Source organism: Alitiscatomonas aceti, from assembly GCF_025567195.1.
Lineage (GTDB): Bacteria > Bacillota > Clostridia > Lachnospirales > Lachnospiraceae > Alitiscatomonas > Alitiscatomonas aceti.
This window is the reverse complement of the sequence record NZ_JAOQJF010000014.1, coordinates 1-20,233: the sequence shown is the minus strand read 5'-3', so window position 1 is coordinate 20,233 and position 20,233 is coordinate 1. Positions and strand designations below refer to the sequence as shown.

The window sequence follows — 20,233 nt, the reverse complement described above, 5'->3', positions numbered from 1 at the left end:
TTTAATCGTCCTGCTCCATCAGAAGCCGGTACAGGGTCGGCTCCGCGTGAAGGAAATCTAAAACAGCCTGAAGCTCCTCCCGGTCTTTTCTGGGGCCGCCCTGCTTTACGGCCCGGATCAGGAGGTTCTTCGGAGTATGCTCCATATCGATGAATTCCAGGATCTGTACCCGGTAGCCGCAGCACTCCAGGATCCTGGCCCGCAGCGCGTCTGTGAACAGGGCAGCCATGCGTTCCCTTATGATCCCGTACTGAAGCACCGGCTCCAGAAGCTCATTTTCCATCTGTCCATTGAGCTCATGCTGGCAGCAGGGAACGGAAAGGATGACCTTTGCGCCCCAGCGTACCGCCTTTTCCAAAGCGAAATCCGTTGCCGTATCACAGGCGTGGAGAGTCACCACCATGTCCACCTGGTCCACGCCTTCGTATGAAGCAATGTCCCCAGTATAGAAGGCCAGCTTTTCGTAGCCATATTTTACGGCCAGGCCATTGCATTTTTCTATCACGTCTTTTTTCAGATCCAGCCCGATGATCCGCACCGGGTATCCTTTCAGTTCTTTCAGATAATAATACATGGCAAAGGTCAGATAGGACTTTCCGCAGCCAAAATCCAGGATCACAGACTCCCTGGAACGGTCCAGCTTCGGCAGGATATCCTCAATGAATTCCAGGAACCGGTTGATCTGGCGGAATTTGTCATACCTGGAATTTACGATCTTGCCATCCTTTGTCATAACGCCCAGATCCACCAGGAACGGGACGGCTTTCCCTTCCTCCAGAATGTAATTCTTTTTCCGGTTATGGGCCAGTCCGCTTTTCCAGGCATCGTTTAAGACATCCGCCGGCTTCCGTATCTCTGCCTTTGGCTTCCTCTTTATGGAAATCTTTCCCTTTTTGCTCACCAGGACCGAGGCCGTCCAGCCTTCGGTCTCCGCCTGGGCCTGCTTAAAGGCCGTACCCATAAGCTCCGTCAGATAGGCGCAGGCCTGGGAGGCGTCCATATTTTTATGGAAGGCCTGTTTTCCGCGGAATTCCTCGGCCTGGAAGGCCACCTGGCCTGCGGAAAGCACCGGGCGGAGGCGCATCCGGATAAAATCGTCCTTTCCCGCCTGGCCGCTTAAGACCACGGAAAGAGGCTGCTCCCTTAAAAAGTCCGTAAACAGCGCCTGTATCATTTCTTTTTCTTTTTTCTCAAGCTCAATCATCGTTTCTCGCTCCATCCGCTCCGTAAAAGATCGTTCTTTCCCTCCAGATGGGAATAGTCGTTAAAACGGTTCAAAACCGCCGTGCCGTCCTCCCGGAACCAGAATTCTGTGATCCCGCAGTTTTCCAGGTGGGAGGCCAGAAGCTGGGTCTTTGAAAGCTCCATGCCCAGGTAGTGGGCCGTCATGCTGCGGATCACGCCGCCGTGGGTCACCACTGCCACTGTCCTGTCCCCGGAGGCCAGGATCTCATCCATCACCGGCAGGACCCGCTTTACCACGTCTGCGGCCGATTCGCCGCCGGGATAGGGAAGATCCTGTTCCATTTTTTTCCGCTGGCTTAAAAAGCTGCCGAACCGCTCTGCGATCACCGGATCGGCCAGCCCCTCCAGATCCCCGAAGGAGATCTCCTTTAAGTCCTCCCGGATCACCCGCTTTACCTTTAAGGCTTCGTTGATCCGGTCGGCGGTCTCCACAGCCCGGCAGAGGCCGCTGGACCAGACCGCGTCGATGCCCTCATGCTTCAGACGCTCTCCCAGGAGGGCTGCCTGGGCCCTCCCCGCTTCCGATAAGGGAACGTCCACATTGCACAGGGGGCTGTTCTGCCGCCCGTGGCGGATCAGAAGAATTCTCATGGGCGCCTCCTTATACGGTAAGAATATCAGACATCCGGTCCCGTCTGGCAACGGCCATATAAAAGTCCGAGGCCTGGTAGGGGGTATCTCCCATGTCCACCTCCAGGCGCACGGTCTCATAAGCCAGCTCGGGCATATTGTTTTCCTGGCTCAAATGGCCAAGAAGGATGTGCTTCATCTTCCCGCTTAAGATGCAGTTTAACAGCCGCCCGGCATTTTCGTTGGAAAGGTGGCCGAAGTCGCCCATGATCCGCCGTTTCAGATAATACGGATAGGGACCAGTCTCCAGCATCCGCAGGTCATGGTTGGATTCCAGAAGAACCGCATCCAGATCCAGCAGATGGTCGATGGTATACTGGTTATAGTGGCCCAGATCCGTAGCTACTGCAATGGATTTATTTCCAGACTGGATCCGGTAGGCCACAGGGTCCGCCGCATCGTGGTCGATGTGGAAGGGAAGCACGTCCATGTCTCCCACCGTAAACTTCACGTCCGGCAGCACCGGATGGAGGAGCTCCTCCGGATACTCTCCCAGTCCCTTGATCTTTTTTATTTCCTGTAAAGTCCCCTTTGTTCCGTAAATGGGGATCGCATATTTTCTCGCCAGAACGCCCAGGCCCCGCACATGGTCTGTGTGCTCATGGGTGATGCAGATGGCGTTCACCTCTCCGGCCTTGAGCCCTACCTCAAAAAGTCCCTGCTCAATGCGCTTTGCACTGATGCCTGCGTCCACCAGGATATGGGTGCTTTCCGTCCCCGCGTAAATGCAGTTTCCGCTGCTGCCGCTGGCGATACTAACAAATCTCATTACAAAGAATCTCCTTTAGCTGTTTTTCCGTTTCCAGGGCGCTTCCGCTGTTGTCGATGACGCGGCTGCATCTGGCCCTGTACTCCTCCTCAGATGCCTGGCTTTCTATGATGCGTTCACATTTTTCCCTGGAATAGCCGCGGCTTTCCATGAGACGCCGGATCCGGCACTCCGGGTCTGCGTACACATACCAGATCTCGTCAAAAAGACCGTCGGGAGCTGTATCGAACACGGCTGCCTCGATGACTGCCAGGGAGCGCCCGGACGCTTCTGCCCTTTTTCCCAGGGTCTCCCAGACCAGGGGATGAATGATGGCGTTCATGGTCCTTAAGGCCTCTTTATCATGGAAGATCCGTTGGGCCAGAGCCTTTTTGTCCACAGAGCCGTCGGGAGCCAGGAAGCTGCTGCCCAGGGCCTGGACCACCTGCTCCAGGCCTCTGGTCCCGGGCTCCATGAGCTCGTGGGCGCAGGTATCCGCCAGAAAAACGTCTGCGCCGAATTTTTCCCTTAAAAGGGCCAGTACCGTCGATTTACCGGCGCCCACCCCTCCGGTGACGCCGATGATCCGTTTCCTTTGTGTTTCCATTTTACCGCCTCGAATTTATTTGGCCTCAAACCAGTTTTTTCCATCGTGCATATCGATCTCCAGGGGCACCTTCAGGGCGGCCGCCCGGCTCATTTCCTCAGACAGGATCCGCTCCACCTGTGCCTTTTCCCGGACTGCCGTTTCCACCAGAAGCTCATCGTGGACCTGCAGGATCAGCCTGGATTCCAGGCCCTCCTCCCGAAGCCTCCGGTCCACCCGGATCATGGCGATCTTTATGATATCGGCGGCCGTTCCCTGGATCGGGGAATTCATGGCCACCCGCTCGCCGAAGGAACGCTGCATGAAATTGGCAGAGCCCAGCTCCGGTACAGGACGCCGCCGGCCGAACATGGTGGAAACGAAGCCCTTTTCCCTGGCGTCAGCCACCAGGCCGTCCAGGAAGGTCTTTACGCCCGGATACGTTTCGAAATACTGATTGATATATTCCAGAGCCTCTTTCCTGGAGATGCTCAGATCCTCGCTGAGGCCGAAGGCGCTGATGCCGTAGACGATGCCGAAGTTCACAGCCTTGGCGTTGCGCCGTTTTAGGGGCGTTACCTGGTCCAGGGGGATATGGAACACCTGGGAGGCTGTGATGGCGTGGATGTCCTGGGCGCTCCGGTAGGCCTCGATGAGCCTGGAGTCTCCCGACATATGGGCCAGTACCCGGAGCTCGATCTGGGAATAGTCGGCGTCCAGGAATATGAACCCGTCCCTGGGTACAAACACCTTCCGGATGGCCCTCCCCAGTTCCATGCGGATGGGGATATTCTGGAGGTTGGGCTCCGTGCTGGAAATGCGTCCGGTGGCCGTAATAGTCTGGTTAAAGCGGCTGTGGATCCTTCCGTCTGGTCCGATGAAGTTTCCCAGGCCCTCGGCGTAGGTGGAATTGAGCTTTGCATACGTCCGGTAGTCCAGGATCTTCTGTACCACTGGATAATCGGGAGCCAGCTTCTCCAGTACGTCGGCAGCCGTGGAGTAGCCTGTCTTTGTCTTTTTTCCGCCCTTTAAGCCCATTTTTTCAAACAGCACCTCGCCTAACTGTTTCGGGGAGTTGATGTTGAACTGGCTTCCGGTCATGTCCCAGATCTCCTGCTCCAGGACTGTGATCTGCTGCTTCAGTTTTTCACCGTAGGCGGAAAGCTCCTCCCGTTTTACGGCGATCCCCTCTTCCTCCATATGGTACAGGGCGTAGATCAGCGGAAGCTCGATCTCCAGGTACAGATCCTTCATGCCTTCCGCTTCCAGCTTTTCCATAAGGATCCCGCCGGACTGGTATGCACAGTGGCCCAGGAAGCCGGCAAAAGAAAGGAAGGCTTCCGGTTCCTGATCCATGGCCTCCGCATACGTCAGCTTTTTCAAAAGATCCGCTCTGGAGGGAGCCGTAAGCCCCAGGTGATCCCTGGCCAGATCGTCATAGTCATACGTATCCTTCAGAGGATTTAAAAGGTAAGCGGCCACAGCGGCGTCATACACCGTGTCCCCATAGCCCAGATCCAGGAATGGAAGCTGGCTTTTCAGCCCCAGGGTCCATACATGTCCGGTCCGGTACAGCTCCGTCATTTTACCGGCCAGGTACTCTCCCGTAAGGAAACCCTCCTTCTGGATCAGATACGCGTTCTGGCCGTCCAGGCACAGGGCGGCTCCGGAGATCTCCGGTCCCTCGGCCAGCAGGACGGCCCCGGTCCGTTCGGATCCCATGGCCTTCTGGAACAGTGCCTCGGCCACGGCCAGATCCGTCACAGCATGGAAATCCAGAGTTGCAGCTGCTTCCTTTTTCACATGGTCCCCGAATCTTGCCAGCAGGGATTTAAATTCCAGGCGGCTCATGTACTCATATGCTTCTTTTGTGTAGAGGTCTCCGATCCTGGCGTCCTCCGGAGAGAATTCCACCGGAGCATCGATGCAGATCTTTGCCAGCTTATAAGAAAGCTCAGCCAGATCCCTGTGCTCCTCCAGGGATTTTTTTGCCCGGGGAGGCTTTACCTCTGAAAGATGCTCGTAAACACCGTTCACGCTGCCAAACTGCAGGATCAGATTTGTCGCTGTTTTTTCTCCGATGGAGGGAACTCCGGGAATATTGTCGGAGGTGTCTCCCATAAGGGCTTTTACGTCGATAAACTGCTCCGGCGTTACCTGATACTCCCGCTTTACATCCTCCGGATAGTACGTATGGACCTCTGTGGTCCCACGGCTGGTCTTAGGGATGCTGATCTTAATATGGACATCAGAAAGCTGGAGAAGGTCCCGGTCCCCAGAAACCACCGTTACCTCCATCCCGGCTGCCTGGGCCTTTTTCGCCACCGTTCCCAGGATATCGTCGGCCTCATAGCCCTCTCTCGTAAAGATCGGAATGCCCATGGCCGTCAGAACCTCCTTCATCAGGGGAACCTGCTCGTGAAGCTCTTCCGGCATGGGCTTTCTCGTTCCTTTATAGGCGTCGTACATGGTATGGCGGAAGGTGGGAGCCTTCAGGTCGAAGGCCACGGCCAGATATCCCGGCTTTTCCTCCTCCAGCAGCTTAAAAAGAATATTTAAAAAACCATAAACGGCATTGGTATGGAGTCCCTCGGAATTGGTCAGTCCGGGAACGCCGTAAAAGGCACGGTTTAAAATACTGTGCCCGTCGATCAGTACCAGTTTTTCCATAATCGTCTCCTAAATTGATATAAAGAAGCCTGCCTGCTTCCAGATCCTGAGCTGTAAGAGGAATATGACCACCAGGGCCATGGCCATCAGGGTGCTGACGGCATAGCGGGCCACCTGGAAGGTGAAGAAGCGCCGCAGGACAGCCTCTGAGCTCTCCAGCTTCCGTTTCAGATCGCCGACGATGTCATAGGTGCCGTCGGCCTCATCCAGCTTTTTTAAACCCACATCCACCATATAGTGGATCTCCAGCTCTTCCCGGCAGTTCTCGCAGGTCTTAATGTGCTCAATGAAATCCTCCAGCTCTGTCACCGAAAGCTGGTCGTTGATATACGGGATCACCATTTTCTCCGCTTCCATACATGTCATCACCGGCACGCTCCTTTCCATACTGCCGAAAAATGGAGGCAGCTCTTACTGCCTCCATCATACACCAGATCGGTCATTATTTCAACGGCGAATCTTTTTCAGCCTCCTGGACGGCTTTCTGATGGTCCCCGTTTTCCTCTGGCAAAGCTCTTTTTTTCTTCTTTACAAAAAGGAATACCAGGACAGCCGCCGCCAGGAGCGCACCTCCTGCCAGCGCCGGGATCATCCAGCCTCCCTTCGCACCTGCGCCTGTTTTTTCCGCCGTCAGCTCAAAGTCCGTCCAGGCAGTGGAGAACACCAGGGCGCTCTGGTCCTTTTTGCAGCCGGCCTCTTCCGTCCCCTGGGCTGTTTTTATGGTCAGAGAAGCGTTTTCCCAGTCCCTGGGAAGGATAAAGCGGTAGGTATAGGCTTCCTGGGACTCCTCCTCACCGCCCAGATCTCCGGTGAGCGTGATCCTCCAGGTCTCACGGTCCCTTTCCTCTGACAGCTTTTCTGCTGACAACTCTGTATCCTCATGGAAGGTGCCCTCGGCCAGGATCACAGCCCGCACGTCATCCCTCCGGGCGCTGCTTTCCACCGTGGTCACATGAGGCGTATAAACAGCCTTTAACACATGGTCAAAGGTGATGGTATCTTCGCCCACAGGCTCCCACTCTCCGTGATATCCCGGCTTCTGCGGCACGGAGGGAACGGCAAGGCCGGAAAGCGGCTCTCCATATTTACAGGAAACGCGGCCCGCCAGAGTGTCATCAGCGATATACGTCAGAGCAAATTTCCCGAATTCTTCCGGGGCGTTTTCTTCTGCCATGAGGCTTTCATAGGAAATGGGCTCGGCCTTTCCCGCGTAGCTGACTCCGTCGATGCCGGCGCTTCCATTCTCCACAAACCGGTTGCTTGAAATCTCGCCTTCATCATCCACACGGCCTGCAATGGCGCCGCAATACATCTCACCGTCCCCAATGGATACAAAGGCAAGATTTTCTGTCAGATTGTAGCCATCCCCGGCAATCCCCCCCACAAAGTTTTTGCCAGAAGCCATACATTTACTCTGGGATCTTCGGATGGTGGAGGCGGAGCTTCCGGCGATTCCTCCCACATAGCTTCCATCAGTGCTCTCCACATTTCCGTAGTTCCGGCAGTCCAGGATATATCCCAGATCCATGCGGCCAACGATACCTCCTGCGTAGTCTTTTTTGGAGGTGACGGGTACCCGGTTCTCACAGTTTAACAGAATCGCCCGGGTTTCGTAGTGAAAGCTGAAGGAATCGTCCCCGACCCGCTCAATGTCCTCCTCCGGATCCAGCATACTTTCCACAGCCATGGCTCCGGCTACGCCTCCGGCGTTGATGTCTCCTTCCACCACACCGTTGTTAATGCAGCCCTCGGCCTTTCCGACGGTGGTCTGATAGATCTCTTCCTCGGATACGTCGCTCCAGAGATCGTCCTTATCGGACTCCCTGGCATCGTCCGCCGCGTCGTCCAGCACATCGCTGATGACCTGGAGCTGGTCCTTTAGGCTCCGCATATCCGCAGAAAGGGCGTCTCCAGTGGCTCCCACCTCCTGGTTCAGGAGATCCAGCTGGTCTCCGATGGCGCTGACGGAGTCATGGACCTGGTCTCCCTTGGCCTTATAGTCGTCACCCAGGGACTTGAACTGGATGTCATCCCGGTCCGAGAGATCCTGGAACAGGCGGTGTACCTCCGCGGCTGTGTCAGCCACATCATAGGAGACGTGCTCCAGGGTATCCATGGCCTCCTCCAGGCTCCCGGCGCTGCCCCGGAGCTTGTCGGCAATGGCAGGGAGATCCTTGATGGCTTCCCGGAACTGCTTTAAAGTCTCAAGCTTGCCCTGGGCGGCATTTTTATATTCCGCCGCCTGCTCCTCCATATCTGCGGCCAGCTCCGAGGCTCCCTCCAGATCGCCCTCCGCCAGGGCCTTCAGCATATTCTTTGCATCCTCACGTATGGCGGCGGCACATTCCTTCTGGATGGCGTTGTAATCCTTCATTTTCTGGATCATGTCCCGGAGCTCCTGCTCTCCTTTGGCCCCGGCGCCCAGGGCGCTTCCGGCCTCGTCCACGCAATCCTCCAGAAGCTCTACGCCTTCTCCCACTGTATCCAGGATCCCCTCAGCGCTGCTGGTGATCTCGTTTAACCGGTCCACTGTATCGCCGACCCGGTCCATGAGATCATTGATGACCTCCAGATTCCCGTCGGCCCAGTCCACAGTCATATCTGCCAGGTCGGAGGTGTGGTCCGAGGCAGATTCTGCATAATCAGAAATGGCGTCCAGACGTCTGGAGATTACATCCCGGTTTCCGTCCGTGTGGTCCATGGCGGTGTCGGCCAGGCTGGAAAGCACAGATAATTCGTGATCCAGCTTATCCAGGGTGTCCGTGGAAAAGATCAGCTGGATATCGGGGGCAAGCTGTCCGGCAATGCCGCCCACATCCTTCCTGCCGTTGATCTTTCCCTTGTTGGTACAGCCGGACAGGTAGCCGCTGGTACGCCCCACGATGCCGCCCACGTTGTAGCCCACATGGGGATAGCCCACTGCGCCTTCATTGGTGCAGTTTAAGATATTTCCATTGGAAAAGCCTGCGATCCCTCCCGTATCCTGGGATACCTCAGCCGTATCTCTGGCATTTTCCAGAGTGCTTTCTGTCCGGTCCAGCGCCGTATCCTTCACATCAGCCGGTGCCTCTTCCTCCAGACTGGCGCTGAGCCCTCCGGCCAGGGGATTGATCCGTGCATGGTTTACAGAGGCGGAAATGGAGCCGTCGTTCCGTCCGGTGATGCCCCCGATGTATTTTTCTCCCTGGACCATGCCGATGACCCGGCAGTTTTCGATCCGTCCCGTTTTTTCTGTGATGCCTGCAATTCCGCCCACATACATGGTCCCGTCGATGACGCCCTCAAAGCTGCAGTCCCGTACAATGCCGCGGACGCTGCCTGCGATCCCGCCCACATACTCCTGGGCGCCGTCCGCCGACACAGTGCCGGAGACGGTCAGTCCGTTTATAACGCCATCCTCTGCCACAAACCGGAACAGTCCCTGGTAGGAGTTGCCTCCGTCCAGATCCAGGCCGGAAATGGTATGGCCGTTTCCGTTGAAGGTACCGCAGAAGATCGGCACAGGAGAAACGTCTGTATCGGCCAGACTGATATCAGCCGTCAGATTTATGGTCTTTCCTCTGGACCAGGAATCCAGGGTGCAGTTTTTTGAAAAGGCGGCAAAATCCTCGGCGCTGGAGATCTGGACCGTTTCGCCGTCCGCATAGGCGGGAATGGATGAAAAGGAGGAAGCTGCCAGGACGGCGGACAGGATCACTGCCGATATTTTTTTTGCTTTATGCTTCATGGTCATTTTCTCCTTTCTCCGTATTTTTCTCGTTTTCATCTGGCTTTTCTTCCAGGCTGCCGGGATCTTCTCCATCCGGCAGCTCCCCGATGGCCTTCACCGCATCCGGATTTCCGGCAGAGATCACAGCGGAAACGTCTCCCATTAAGACTCCGTGGACCTCGGCGTCGATCTTACCGGAAACTGTGCCGCGGATCCGCCCGTCCAGCCGTACCATGCCCACGGCCTCTGTGGTCTGGACGATGGCCGGATATTTGATATTGAAGGTGGTCCGGTCGATGATGGTGTCTCCTAAAAGCAGAATACCCGGAAGGATCCCCATGACTAAGAGCATGGAGATGATGGTGCCGCGGCCGATGCACAGGCCTACGGCGTAAATGGCCGGATCCGTGGTCATCTTGCTGATGAAGATACCTGCGGAGGCCATGATGGTCCCGGAGGTGAATACCGTGGGGAACGACAGGTTCAGCGTTTCGATCATGGCCTCTCTCCGCGGCATCTTATTTTTCAGCTCCTGGTAGCGGCTGGAGATTACGATGGCATAATCAATGTTGGCGCCCATCTGGATGGAGCTGACGATCAGATAGCTTAAAAAGTATACGGGGCTGTTCTGGAGCGTGGGGAAGGAAAAGTTTAACCACACGCTTCCCTGGATCACCAGGATCAGCAGAACAGGAAGGCCCACGGACATGAAGGTGAATAAAAGCACCAGGATCACAAATACGATGGTCAGGACGCTGATGAGCGTATTGTCGTGGGAGAAGGAGGACGCAAGGTCATAATCGCTGGTGGAATTGCCCACCAGATAAAAGCTTCCGGCCGGATAATAGCCTCCGATCACCTCATGGAGGGTATCCAGGAACGCGAAGGTCTCCTGGCCCTCCTCCGGCAGAGCCAGATTTAAGAGCATCCGGGAGTATTTTTCGCTCTGGAGCTGCTCCTTGGCGTCATTGATCTGTTTGTTCAGGTCATCCAGATCACTTCTGGTATCGTCGTCCAGGGTGATATATCCCTGGTCCAGATACCCGTCGCCCACATACTGGTATAAAAACTGGAACATATCGATGATGGGGACCTTGAAAACGTCAATATTATTGATGATCCGCACATATTCCTCCCGGTCGGCGGCGTAGGCCTTATAGAACAGGCGGCAGATCTCCATATCCATATCCGTCAGCTCGGAAAACTGTCTGGGCGTCAGGGCGTCCGTCAGAACATATCCGTCCTTTACCTCCACGTTGGCCAGGCCCAGGGCTGTGTCCACCTGGGGAAAGGCGCTGAGACGTTTTAAAAGCCGCTCCTCTGTTTCATAGTCCCCGGCCGGGACCACCACTGCCAGGGTATTCTGGCTTCCAAAAACGTTGTCTATATTCTCCCTGGCGATCTCCGTTTCATTTTTCTTTTCAGTTTTCACTGTATTAGTGCCGTAGGAATACGGGCAGTTTCCAGCCAGATAGGCGGCGGCGGCAAAGGCGATTACAAACAGCGGCGGAGTGATGTATTTCAGACTGGTCACAAACCGCCCCCAGACGGTGATCTTCGGGATAAAGCTCTTATGGGGGGTCCGCTCGATGAGCTTGGAAAACAGCATAAGAAGCCCCGGCATTAAGGTAAATACCGAGAGGATACTGAAAAGCACGGCCTTGATAAGGACGACGCCCAGGTCCATGCCGATGCCAAACTGCATGAACATCATGGCGGCCAGGCCGGCCAGGGTAGTCAGGCAGCTGGAGGAGATCTCCGGGATCGCCTTGCTTAAGGCCAGGATACAGGCTGTACGGGTATCTGCCGTCTCCTTCTCCTCACTGAACCGGTGGCACAGGATAATGGCATAGTCAATGGCCAGGGCCAGCTGTAAGACCACGGCGATGGAATCAGAAATAAAGGAAATCTCTCCCAGAAGATAGTTGGTTCCTTTATTTAAGAGAGCCGCTGCCACAAAGGTCAGAAGCAGCACCGGGATCTCTCCATAAGTCCTGGAGGTCAGGAAGAGCACCACAAGGATCGTGATGGCGGCCACCACAAGAATGCTCTGCATTTCCTTTTCAAGCCTTGCAGACCCGTCCTCTCCTACCTCGGAGGAAATGGAAAGGTCGTAATCCTTTAAGGTCTCCCTTAACTGCACCATGGCCTCTTCACTGACGGGATCGTCGGTCTCTCCCTCAAAGGTCACGGAATACAGGGCGGCTGAATCCTTATAATAGTCGTCCCGGTCATCGGCGTCGATGGTATTTTCATCCTCGTCCACCTGATCGCCAAAGGTCACAGAGGAAACTCCCGGGATGGCCTCGATCACATCCTTCAGCTCCTCCGCATTTTCATATGTAATATTAGAAACCATGACCCGGGCTGTGCCAAAGGTGGTAAACTCGTCTTCCATCAGCTGGAGACCCTGCCGTGTCTCTGTCTCCTCCGGCAGATAATCGGTGATGTCATTATTCACCTGGACCCAGCCCTGCGAAATAAGGCTGAAGATGATCCCTGCTGTATACAGCAGGAAAAAAAGGTTTCTTTTATCCACGATCAGAGTTGCCAGCCGGACAAAGAAGCCCGGTTTCTGTCTGTTGTCTTCCATAATTTCTTTCTGCTCCTTCCTCTGTCTGGTCTGTTGTTTCAATGTACAAAACTATATATCAAACGCTGAAAACTTCCCATACACAATATTCGTCACTTGTGTAAATCTACACATTTTGATATAATTGTGGTGCGTTTACGGAAAAAAGATCACGATAATGGAGAGTATATGAAACGAAACGAATTGTCCCTGCACAGAAAAGAACAGATGGCGGCCTCTTTGAAAAAGCTGATGACGAGAAAAAATCTGGGCCGCATTACCATACAGGAGCTGGCCGACGACTGCGGTATTAACCGGTATACATTTTATTACCACTTCCAGGATATTTACGATCTGCTGTCCTGGACCTTCCGGCAGGATTTCGAGAAGCTATTTGCCGACCGGTCCCGGTGCCCTACCCTGGAGGTGTGGATCCAGAATCTGATCCGGTATTTAAAGGAAAATGCTGCGGTGTGTAAGTCTGCCCTGAGCAGCATGGGGGGCGATTCCTTCCGGCGGATCTGCGTGGAGGACATTTCCGGAATGATGCATGACCGGCTGCGGGAGCTGTGCCGTGGGCGGGCGGTACCCGATGATTACCTGGATTTTCTGGCTGCGTTTTACCTGGAGGCTGTTTCCGGGATCATGATCGGCTGGATCCAGAGCGATATGGAATCCTCCGAGGAGCAGCTGACCCGGTATCTGCTCATTGCCCTGGAGGGTTCTCTGGAAACCTCCCTGGACCGGTATGTGCGGAGCAGCCGCATGACGGAAGAAACAGGCTGATCCTCTTCCTCCCAGGGCAGATGGCATCTGGGAGTTCGGTTCTCCCGGATGGTTTATGGAAAGATACGAAAAAAGGCGCTGTACACAGGAAATTTCCCTTGCGTACAGCGCCCTTTCTGGCAGTGCCGGCAGCCGGACTTGAACCGGCACGAGGTTGCCCCCGTCAGATTTTGAGTCTGATGCGTCTGCCATTCCGCCATGCCGGCATCGGTTCAAAACCGAATATAAGTCTATCATAGGTTTTGAAGATTTGCAAGGGAAATTTTTATTCGGAAAAATCTGCCGGTCTGAAGGGCCGGCAGATCCATCTTTTTAGTGGTGGAACAGCCGGATCCCCGTAAACGCCATGGTCATGCCATACTTATTGCAGACCTCGATGACATTATCGTCACGGACAGAGCCGCCTGGCTGGGCAATGTATTTAACACCGCTCTTATGGGCTCTTTCGATGTTGTCTCCAAAGGGGAAGAAGGCATCGGAGCCCAGGGCCACATCCTGCATCTGATCCAGCCATGCCCGCTTCTCTTCTCTTGTGAATACCGGCGGCTTCTCTGTGAAGATCTTCTCCCACTGACCGTCCGCCAGCACGTCCATGTATTCGTCCCCGATATAAACGTCGATGGCATTATCCCGGTCGGCCCGTTTGATCTTATCGATAAACGGAAGGTTCAAAACCTGGGGAGCCTGCCGTAAGAACCAGTTGTCTGCCTTCTGGCCTGCGAGACGGGTACAGTGGACTCTGGACTGCTGGCCCGCTCCGATACCGATGGCCTGGCCGCCCTTTACATAGCACACGGAGTTGGACTGGGTGTACTTTAAGGTAATAAGGGCGATCATCAGATCTACCTTTGCAGCTTCCGGCATCTCCTTATTATCTGTAACGATGTTGGACAGGAGATCTTTATTGATATCCAGCTCATTGCGTCCCTGCTCAAAGGTAATGCCAAAGACCTGCTTGCGCTCGATGGGATCGGGAACGTAATTTTCGTCGATCTGGATCACATTGTAATTTCCATTTTTCTTTGCCTTTAAGATCTCCAGGGCCTCCGGCTCATAGCCCGGAGCAATGACGCCGTCGGAAACCTCTCTTTTAATGAGCTTCGCCGTATCCACGTCGCAGGGATCGGAAAGGGAAATAAAGTCGCCGAAGGAAGACATACGGTCCGCTCCTCTGGCCCTGGCGTATGCACAGGCCAGGGGGGAGAGCTCTCCCAGATCGTCTACCCAGTAGATCTTCTTTAATACGTCGTCCATGGGAAGGCCCACAGCGGCTCCGGCCGGGGATACGTGCTTAAAGGATGTGGCTGCGGGAAGTCCGGTGGCCTTCTTTAATTCCCTTACCAGCTGCCAGCCGTTAAAAGCATCTAAAAGGTTGATATAGCCCGGTCTTCCATTTAAGACGGTGATGGGCAGTTCGCTTCCATTCTCCATGAAAACCCTGGACGGTTTCTGGTTGGGGTTACAGCCGTATTTTAATTCCATCTCTTTCATTGAAACGTCTCCTTTTGTATATGATCTGTTACTTATTTTTATTTACGATCCTGGTCTCATACGTTCCTGTGGCAATATCAATGAACCGTACGAACAGGGAAACCTTGTTATCCTGGTTTAAGCTGTTCCATACCATCTCTGTAAATTCGTCGATGGTCCCGTCGATCTCCACCCGCTTCGGCTCGCCTTCAAAGCTGGGAAGGGGATTTCCGTCGCCCATGTACGTATGGATGAACCGGCCTTCGCCGTTTAAAGGCTTTTCATAGGCATAGGTAAACCGGCAGCAGCTTTCCGGATTTCCATTGCTGCTCTTTAAGATGGACATGGCGTAATTATAGCCTCCATTTTCAATGTGCATGATCCCGGAGATACGGGGCGTGTAGTTGGGTCCGTCCGGCTCAAATTCCCGGCAGCGTAAGGACTGCTCAAAGGTGAGCTGCTTATCCATTCCCTCGTAGATGGTGTCGGTCTGGTCTCCATTGGTCACAATGGTCTTATTGCCCAGGACACGGACCGGCGCATAGATGATAAGGCTGGGATCGGAAAGCTTTGCCGGATCGAAGGCCTGGGTGCGGATCCCCTCTCCCTCTTCTACAAATACGCGGTTCCTGCTGTTTTCGCTTCTGCCCATGATGAAATACGCGGTGACAGCCTTTGCTCCGTCTTTGGATCTGCCGATGACGATTCCTCTGCCCGGATAGGAATTACTCCTTAATTCCTCTGCAAGTGATAATAATTTCATAGGATACTCCTCCAGATTATTAGTTTTCGCTGTTTTTATAAGAAAAGGGAGATGGCAGCCCGGCGGGTATAGCCCTCTTCCAGTTCATGCTGATGGTAAAGATAGCCTTCATCCTCATAATATCTGGCCTGCTTTGGACATTTTTTAATGCAGGCCCCGCATTTGATACAGATACCTGTATATTCCCGCACGTTTTCATGGCTGATGGAGCCCATGGGACAGACATCGGCACAGATCTTACAATCGTCGCAGGCGTCAGAAACCAGGGATTTTACCTTCCGGATATCAATGGAAACGCCCTTCCGGTCTCTGGGCTGGTAGTAGCCCCGGTAGGGATGGGGTACGCCATCCACTTCCACAGGGGCAGGCGCTTCTCCCTCTGGAAGCCCCTTCACCTTCTCCGCAACCTTTCCGGCAAAGGCCAGGGCCTCTTTCATATCGTCTGCATCGGGACGGCCGGCAGCCAGGGTCTTTGAGAAGGAATGCTCGCCTACAAAGGCAGCGGCAGCCACTGTATGGAAACCGGTATTTTCCAGGATGTCCCGCAGCTCAATGAGGCCGTCGTCGAAATTTCTATTTCCAAAAAGCACCACCGGAACCGCAAGAGCGCCGTTTCCCTGAATGGTGGCCAGGTATTTTAACAGTACATTGGGAACGCGCCCGGCATAGACCGGCGTTCCGAAGATCACCAGATCGTCTTTCCCCGCAGCAAAACCGTTTTCTCTCATTCCGGGAAGGGTAAAATCATAATCCTCCCGTTCTGCCCCAAGAAGCCGCGCCGCCTCATCGGCAATGGTCAGAACTGTTTTCTTGGTGGTATCTGTGGCGCTGAAATAGACCGCCCATACTTTTTTTCTTTCCATGGTGTTTGACCTCCCTAACAGGACATAGTCCTTCATTATGTACAGCATACCATATTTTCCTGTGGTTGGAAATACACAATTCAAAATCCATTACAGAAAATTAAGAATTTCTACATATTTCTTCTCCTGTACTTTAAACGGCCTATGGTTTATAATGATATCTATACGGCAGCTTTATGCTGCGTGAAGGAGGTTCGTTACAGATGAGAAAACAACACGTTCTGTTTGCGGCGCTGGCAGCCGCTGTGGCCCTTTCGGCTTCCGGATGCAAATCCAGGGAAAAGATCGACCTGGATACCCTCCATACCTCGGAGGCTGAGACCATGGCTTCCACAGAGGCTTCCGGCGGGGATAAAGAAAAAGAAACGGAAAAAGAGACCCAGAAGGAAACGGAAAAAGAAACGGAGGAGACCCAGAAGGGAGCGGATTCCTCCTCTGCCCTGAGCGTCCGGTCCAAGATCGCCACGGAGAAGCAGGGAAAGACGTCCATTGAATACGCAGTCTTATCCAATCTGCGGGATCCGAAGATGGAGGATGCGGTCAATGCTCTTATTAAAGAAAAAGCGCTCCAGGTTTTAACGGATTATCAGGTCGATCCGGCGGCCGATACCCTGTCGGTCAAATGCACCGTCGTATCTCTGGATAAAAACAAAGCAATCCTTACCTATGAAGGCTCTCTGATGGTAAACGGAGCCGCCCACCCCTCTGATCTTTTTTATACCACCACAGTGGATCTAAACAAGGGGACGCTCCAGGGGCTTTCCGATTACGCCGACGCCTATACCATGGCCGGATATATCCTGTCCGACGACTGTGTGCTGAAAAAGCCCGCAGACTCAAAAGAGGCGCTGGAGTATTTAAAGACCCAGGACCTCAACGCCATGTGGGAGATCCTGAAGCAGTGCGATTTCACGGCGGAAAATCTGGAGGGCTTCCCCCAGTCCTTTTCCTACGAGAACCAGGGCGTTATTTACATGGCTGTGCCTGTGCCCCATGCCCTGGGCGATTACGTGATCGTAAGCTATACGCCGGATACGAAATAGTTGATTTCCCGTTGGATTTCTGATAGGATTATGGGAAGATCGATGCCCGGGGACCGTTCTGTGCCCGGGATACAAATAAAGAGGAAAGGCTGGATAATACTATGGAAAATGTAACGATCATCGAACATCCGCTGGTGCAGCATAAAATCTCCATGCTGAGAGATAAGAGAACGGGTACAAATGAATTCAGGACCCTGATCGAGGAAATCGCAACTCTCATGGGCTATGAGGCCCTGCGGGATCTTCCTCTGGAGGAGGTCGAAGTGGAAACTCCCATCGAAACCTGTATGACTCCTGTTATTGCCGGAAAGAAACTGGCCGTGGTACCGATCCTGCGTGCAGGACTTGGCATGGTCAACGGGATCCTGGCCCTGGTGCCCACTGCCAAGGTCGGCCACATCGGCCTGTACCGGGATGAAAAGACCCATCAGCCCCACGAATATTTCTGTAAGCTGCCGGATCCCATCGAGCAGCGTACCATTGTAGTAACAGACCCCATGCTGGCCACCGGCGGCTCTGCTGTGGCAGCCATTGACTTCATCAAGCAGCATGGCGGAAAGCATATTAAATTCATGTGCGTCATCGCGGCCCCGGAAGGCCTGGAGCGTCTTAGAAAGGCCCATCCGGATGTCCAGATCTATGTGGGCCATCTGGACCGCCAGTTAAATGAAAAAGCCTACATCTGTCCGGGTCTGGGCGACGCCGGAGACAGGATCTTCGGAACCAAATAAAACAGACAGCAAAGGAGCTGCTGCAAAAGAAAGTTTTCCGTGCTTTCCTTTTGCAGCAGCTCCTTTTTATGACGGATATCCAAAGGCAGGCCGCATTCGCACCGCCTATTCGATCCTGAGGATGACCGCCCCCATGGTAAGCTCTCCTGCGCCGGTCACCGTATACCACCTTCCTCTTCGCAGACGGATCTTCTCCCGTATGCCCGGGGTAAGATAGCCGATCTCATACGTCTCTCCTGTTTCGGTATCTGTAAAGACTACGGCTGTATCGCAGCTGCTGGAAACCTGGACAGTCCCAAATACCGGCTGTATCTGCTCTCCCTTCAGCGAAGTGCCTTCCCTGTCTGCCAGGGTAAACGTATGGGTCTTCTGGATCCCCAGATAAAAAAGAAACGCTGCGCCAACAAGTATCAGTAAGCAAATAAGGATCCGTTTTTTCATAACTGCACCTTCCTTTCTGACCAATGAATGATCCAGACCATCTCCAGATCCAGTACAAAGAAATGGGAATGGAGGTCTACTGGATCTGGATCCACTCCGGCGCTTCTGAAAGGGGGATCTCATACGCCTGGATCCTGGCATGATATTCTTCTTCAGAGATCTCCGTTCCATTCTGCATATAAGTAAATACCGGAGTTTCTCCTTCCAGACGGGCCGTGGACGTAAAAGAGTCGATCCGCATGGCGTTTACCCCGTCATCCGAAATTTTATAGAGATCCGTTCCGGATTCCGCAGCGCTGCTGCTGTAAAACACCTCGATGACCCCGTTTTCATAAAGCGAAAAATTGGTCCTGTATCCAAACTCCATTTCCGGGAAAATACGGACCGCATGGGTTCCATTCCATCCGTACAGATCATAATTCCACGGAGTAAAGACCGGGGACACAGTCCCATACTCTCCGCCAGCGATCAAAAGCTCCTGGGTCCCATTCCCGTCTATATCATAAAGGGCGTAATATATATCCTGCTCATGGGTGCGGATCTCCATACTGATATGCTCTCCAAAGCTGCTTTCATAAAGCTCTGAATCCCTGAGATCCACATAAAAATCATTCTGCACCATCTGGCTGTATTCCTCTAAAATGGGATCATAAGCCGCTGGCTGCCCGCGCGGCGGAGCCTCATGCTCTGCCATATCCGCTTCCTTCGTATCCGGTTCCTCCCGATCATCATATACAGGGATCCCCAGTATCCGGATCCTCCATCCATCATCATATCCGGTCTGGGAGTCCAGATCCAGCTGGTGGAATCGGGTCACATCATATAAGACCGCCTTGAAGCATACACTGCCCCCGTCCTTATATCTTAAAGGAACCGGGATCAGGAGCATGGCGGCAATGACTGTCATTGGGATCCAGACTTTTCTTTTCATCTGGCTGCCTCCTTTCCAGGGCCTTATAGCGCCCCGGTTTTATAGTATTTTCTTGGCAGAAATTTTTATGACGGCTGGCGGATGCCAGACGTCTGTATCCTCCGCAGGGATCTGACACAAGGACAGCAGCAGCAGACCGGCCGTTACCCCTCTCCCATCATCCAGTGTCCATGATGCTCCCGGGTCAGTACAGTCCGGTAATAGGCATTGACTGCTGACACAGAGTAATCATTGGACGGATCCATAGGATCATACCTGCTGACGGCGATACACTGAAAAAGACTTCTGTATTCTTCCGGCAGATGCTTCAGATGCTGTGGTTCATACATCAGTGTATATGCATCCAGTGGGCCCCCATCATAAAAGGTGTACCCATAGATGGGATCCGCCGCCCCATATTTTCCATCGTAAAAAGCCTCCACCGCCGAATGTCCATGGTATGCCCTTTCTGGATCAGCGAGATAGAGAACTCTGGCAGGAATACCGATACATCCCAAAAGAACGACCGCCACGCGGGCCATGTCCGTGCACCAGTCTGTACCGCGGGCCAGGATCTCCTGTTCTGTTCCCCCGAACCGCTTCTTCTCCAGGGAGGTTTCACACTTTTTTGCGATCCCGGATGTGAAGGCAAGGATAGTCTCAATGGAGGCGCGGTCCTCCTGTTTTTTAATGTCTGCGCCAGGCCGTACAGATCGTGGCCTTCCATATGGGGACAGAACGGCGGCTCCGCATAAAGCAGATCATAGGACTCTGGATCCAGACGGACCATCCGGCGCAGGAGTTCGTGATCGATGGAACGTGGATCATGGGGATCATTTCTCAGCATCACTTCATAGGCCGCACCAAAAACGCCATAGCCCTGTTTCATTGGGTGTACCTCCTAAATTGTTATAGGATCAGACTCTGCACACAAACAGAAAACTCTTTTCCGGATCGTCCGCTGCGGGAGCTTTCTGAAAGCCTGCTAATAAAAAGTCAAGTGTTTTTTGAAGAAAATTTCAAAAATCCGATTTGATATTTTAGGGTACAACTTTTAAGCCACCAT

At 53.7% G+C, this 20,233-nt stretch carries 17 protein-coding genes, 1 tRNA gene and 1 pseudogene; 3 read left to right on the top strand and 16 right to left on the bottom strand.

Translation table 11 applies throughout. The features are described 5' to 3' along the window. Position 1: 1 nt before the first annotated feature. The 8 genes from OCV69_RS08485 to OCV69_RS08450 all read right to left on the bottom strand — a co-directional run bounded on the left by OCV69_RS08485 (position 2) and on the right by OCV69_RS08450 (position 12,181). A complete protein-coding gene (locus tag OCV69_RS08485) occupies positions 2-1,204 on the bottom strand; it encodes a class I SAM-dependent methyltransferase (protein ID WP_252207485.1) in 1,203 nt (400 codons plus the stop codon). After that, complete coding sequence (locus OCV69_RS08480; RefSeq protein WP_158358692.1) at positions 1,201-1,836, bottom strand: histidine phosphatase family protein; 636 nt, start codon at positions 1,834-1,836, stop codon at positions 1,201-1,203. The genes OCV69_RS08485 and OCV69_RS08480 overlap by 4 nt, the downstream gene beginning before the upstream one ends. Positions 1,837-1,846: 10 nt before the next feature. Next, positions 1,847-2,644, bottom strand: coding sequence for an MBL fold metallo-hydrolase (locus tag OCV69_RS08475; RefSeq protein ID WP_022274002.1), 798 nt, complete (start codon positions 2,642-2,644; stop codon positions 1,847-1,849). Beyond that, positions 2,631-3,230 carry a dephospho-CoA kinase gene (gene coaE, locus OCV69_RS08470; RefSeq protein WP_158358693.1) on the bottom strand — a complete coding sequence of 200 codons (600 nt, stop codon included), beginning with the start codon at positions 3,228-3,230 and terminating at the stop codon, positions 2,631-2,633. Before coaE ends, OCV69_RS08475 begins: the two co-directional genes overlap by 14 nt. A gap of 15 nt (positions 3,231-3,245) precedes the next feature. After that, on the bottom strand, positions 3,246-5,879 hold the full coding sequence (polA, locus tag OCV69_RS08465) for a DNA polymerase I (RefSeq protein ID WP_158358694.1): 2,634 nt from the start codon (positions 5,877-5,879) through the stop codon (positions 3,246-3,248). Positions 5,880-5,888: 9 nt separating this feature from the next. Beyond that, a complete protein-coding gene (locus OCV69_RS08460) occupies positions 5,889-6,245 on the bottom strand; it encodes an anti-sigma factor family protein (RefSeq protein WP_022273999.1) in 357 nt (118 codons plus the stop codon). A 76-nt stretch (positions 6,246-6,321) separates the two neighbouring features. Next, the gene (locus tag OCV69_RS08455; RefSeq protein ID WP_158358695.1) at positions 6,322-9,606 is read right to left on the bottom strand and encodes a hypothetical protein; all 3,285 of its coding nucleotides are present in this window, start codon (positions 9,604-9,606) and stop codon (positions 6,322-6,324) included. Then, the gene (locus tag OCV69_RS08450) at positions 9,596-12,181 is read right to left on the bottom strand and encodes an efflux RND transporter permease subunit (RefSeq protein ID WP_158358696.1); all 2,586 of its coding nucleotides are present in this window, start codon (positions 12,179-12,181) and stop codon (positions 9,596-9,598) included. The genes OCV69_RS08455 and OCV69_RS08450 overlap by 11 nt, the downstream gene beginning before the upstream one ends. A gap of 168 nt (positions 12,182-12,349) precedes the next feature. On the opposite strand from OCV69_RS08450, the gene OCV69_RS08445 reads away from it, so the two are divergent. Beyond that, a complete protein-coding gene (locus OCV69_RS08445; RefSeq protein ID WP_158358697.1) occupies positions 12,350-12,946 on the top strand; it encodes a TetR/AcrR family transcriptional regulator C-terminal domain-containing protein in 597 nt (198 codons plus the stop codon). Between the two features lie 123 nt (positions 12,947-13,069). On the opposite strand, the gene OCV69_RS08440 is transcribed toward OCV69_RS08445, so the two are convergent. From OCV69_RS08440 to OCV69_RS08425, 4 genes are all read right to left on the bottom strand, one after another. Beyond that, positions 13,070-13,152, bottom strand: a tRNA-Leu gene (locus OCV69_RS08440). Positions 13,153-13,258: 106 nt separating this feature from the next. Then, complete coding sequence (locus tag OCV69_RS08435; protein ID WP_022272436.1) at positions 13,259-14,437, bottom strand: phosphoribosylaminoimidazolecarboxamide formyltransferase; 1,179 nt, start codon at positions 14,435-14,437, stop codon at positions 13,259-13,261. Between the two features lie 28 nt (positions 14,438-14,465). Continuing rightward, a complete protein-coding gene (locus tag OCV69_RS08430; RefSeq protein ID WP_158358698.1) occupies positions 14,466-15,179 on the bottom strand; it encodes an IMP cyclohydrolase in 714 nt (237 codons plus the stop codon). Positions 15,180-15,214: 35 nt separating this feature from the next. Continuing rightward, positions 15,215-16,042, bottom strand: coding sequence for an EFR1 family ferrodoxin (locus OCV69_RS08425; RefSeq protein WP_158358699.1), 828 nt, complete (start codon positions 16,040-16,042; stop codon positions 15,215-15,217). A gap of 203 nt (positions 16,043-16,245) precedes the next feature. Here OCV69_RS08425 and OCV69_RS08420 point away from each other — a divergent pair, with 203 nt between their 5' ends. Together OCV69_RS08420 and upp are read left to right on the top strand one after the other, a co-directional pair. Then, positions 16,246-17,085 carry a DUF4163 domain-containing protein gene (locus tag OCV69_RS08420; protein WP_158358700.1) on the top strand — a complete coding sequence of 280 codons (840 nt, stop codon included), beginning with the start codon at positions 16,246-16,248 and terminating at the stop codon, positions 17,083-17,085. A 101-nt stretch (positions 17,086-17,186) separates the two neighbouring features. Continuing rightward, positions 17,187-17,816: a uracil phosphoribosyltransferase gene (gene upp / locus OCV69_RS08415; protein WP_022272432.1), complete on the top strand. Its 630-nt coding sequence runs from the start codon at positions 17,187-17,189 to the stop codon at positions 17,814-17,816. A 105-nt stretch (positions 17,817-17,921) separates the two neighbouring features. Here upp and OCV69_RS08410 read toward each other — a convergent pair whose 3' ends face one another. The 4 genes and pseudogenes from OCV69_RS08410 to OCV69_RS17120 all read right to left on the bottom strand — a co-directional run. Further along, the gene (locus tag OCV69_RS08410; protein WP_158358701.1) at positions 17,922-18,257 is read right to left on the bottom strand and encodes a hypothetical protein; all 336 of its coding nucleotides are present in this window, start codon (positions 18,255-18,257) and stop codon (positions 17,922-17,924) included. A gap of 76 nt (positions 18,258-18,333) precedes the next feature. Beyond that, the gene (locus tag OCV69_RS08405; RefSeq protein WP_262563061.1) at positions 18,334-19,188 is read right to left on the bottom strand and encodes a hypothetical protein; all 855 of its coding nucleotides are present in this window, start codon (positions 19,186-19,188) and stop codon (positions 18,334-18,336) included. A 143-nt stretch (positions 19,189-19,331) separates the two neighbouring features. Further along, the gene (locus OCV69_RS08400; protein WP_158358702.1) at positions 19,332-19,517 is read right to left on the bottom strand and encodes a hypothetical protein; all 186 of its coding nucleotides are present in this window, start codon (positions 19,515-19,517) and stop codon (positions 19,332-19,334) included. A gap of 111 nt (positions 19,518-19,628) precedes the next feature. Next, positions 19,629-19,778 (bottom strand): annotated as a pseudogene (locus OCV69_RS17120) (hypothetical protein); the annotation flags it as partial. Positions 19,779-20,233: the final 455 nt, after the last annotated feature.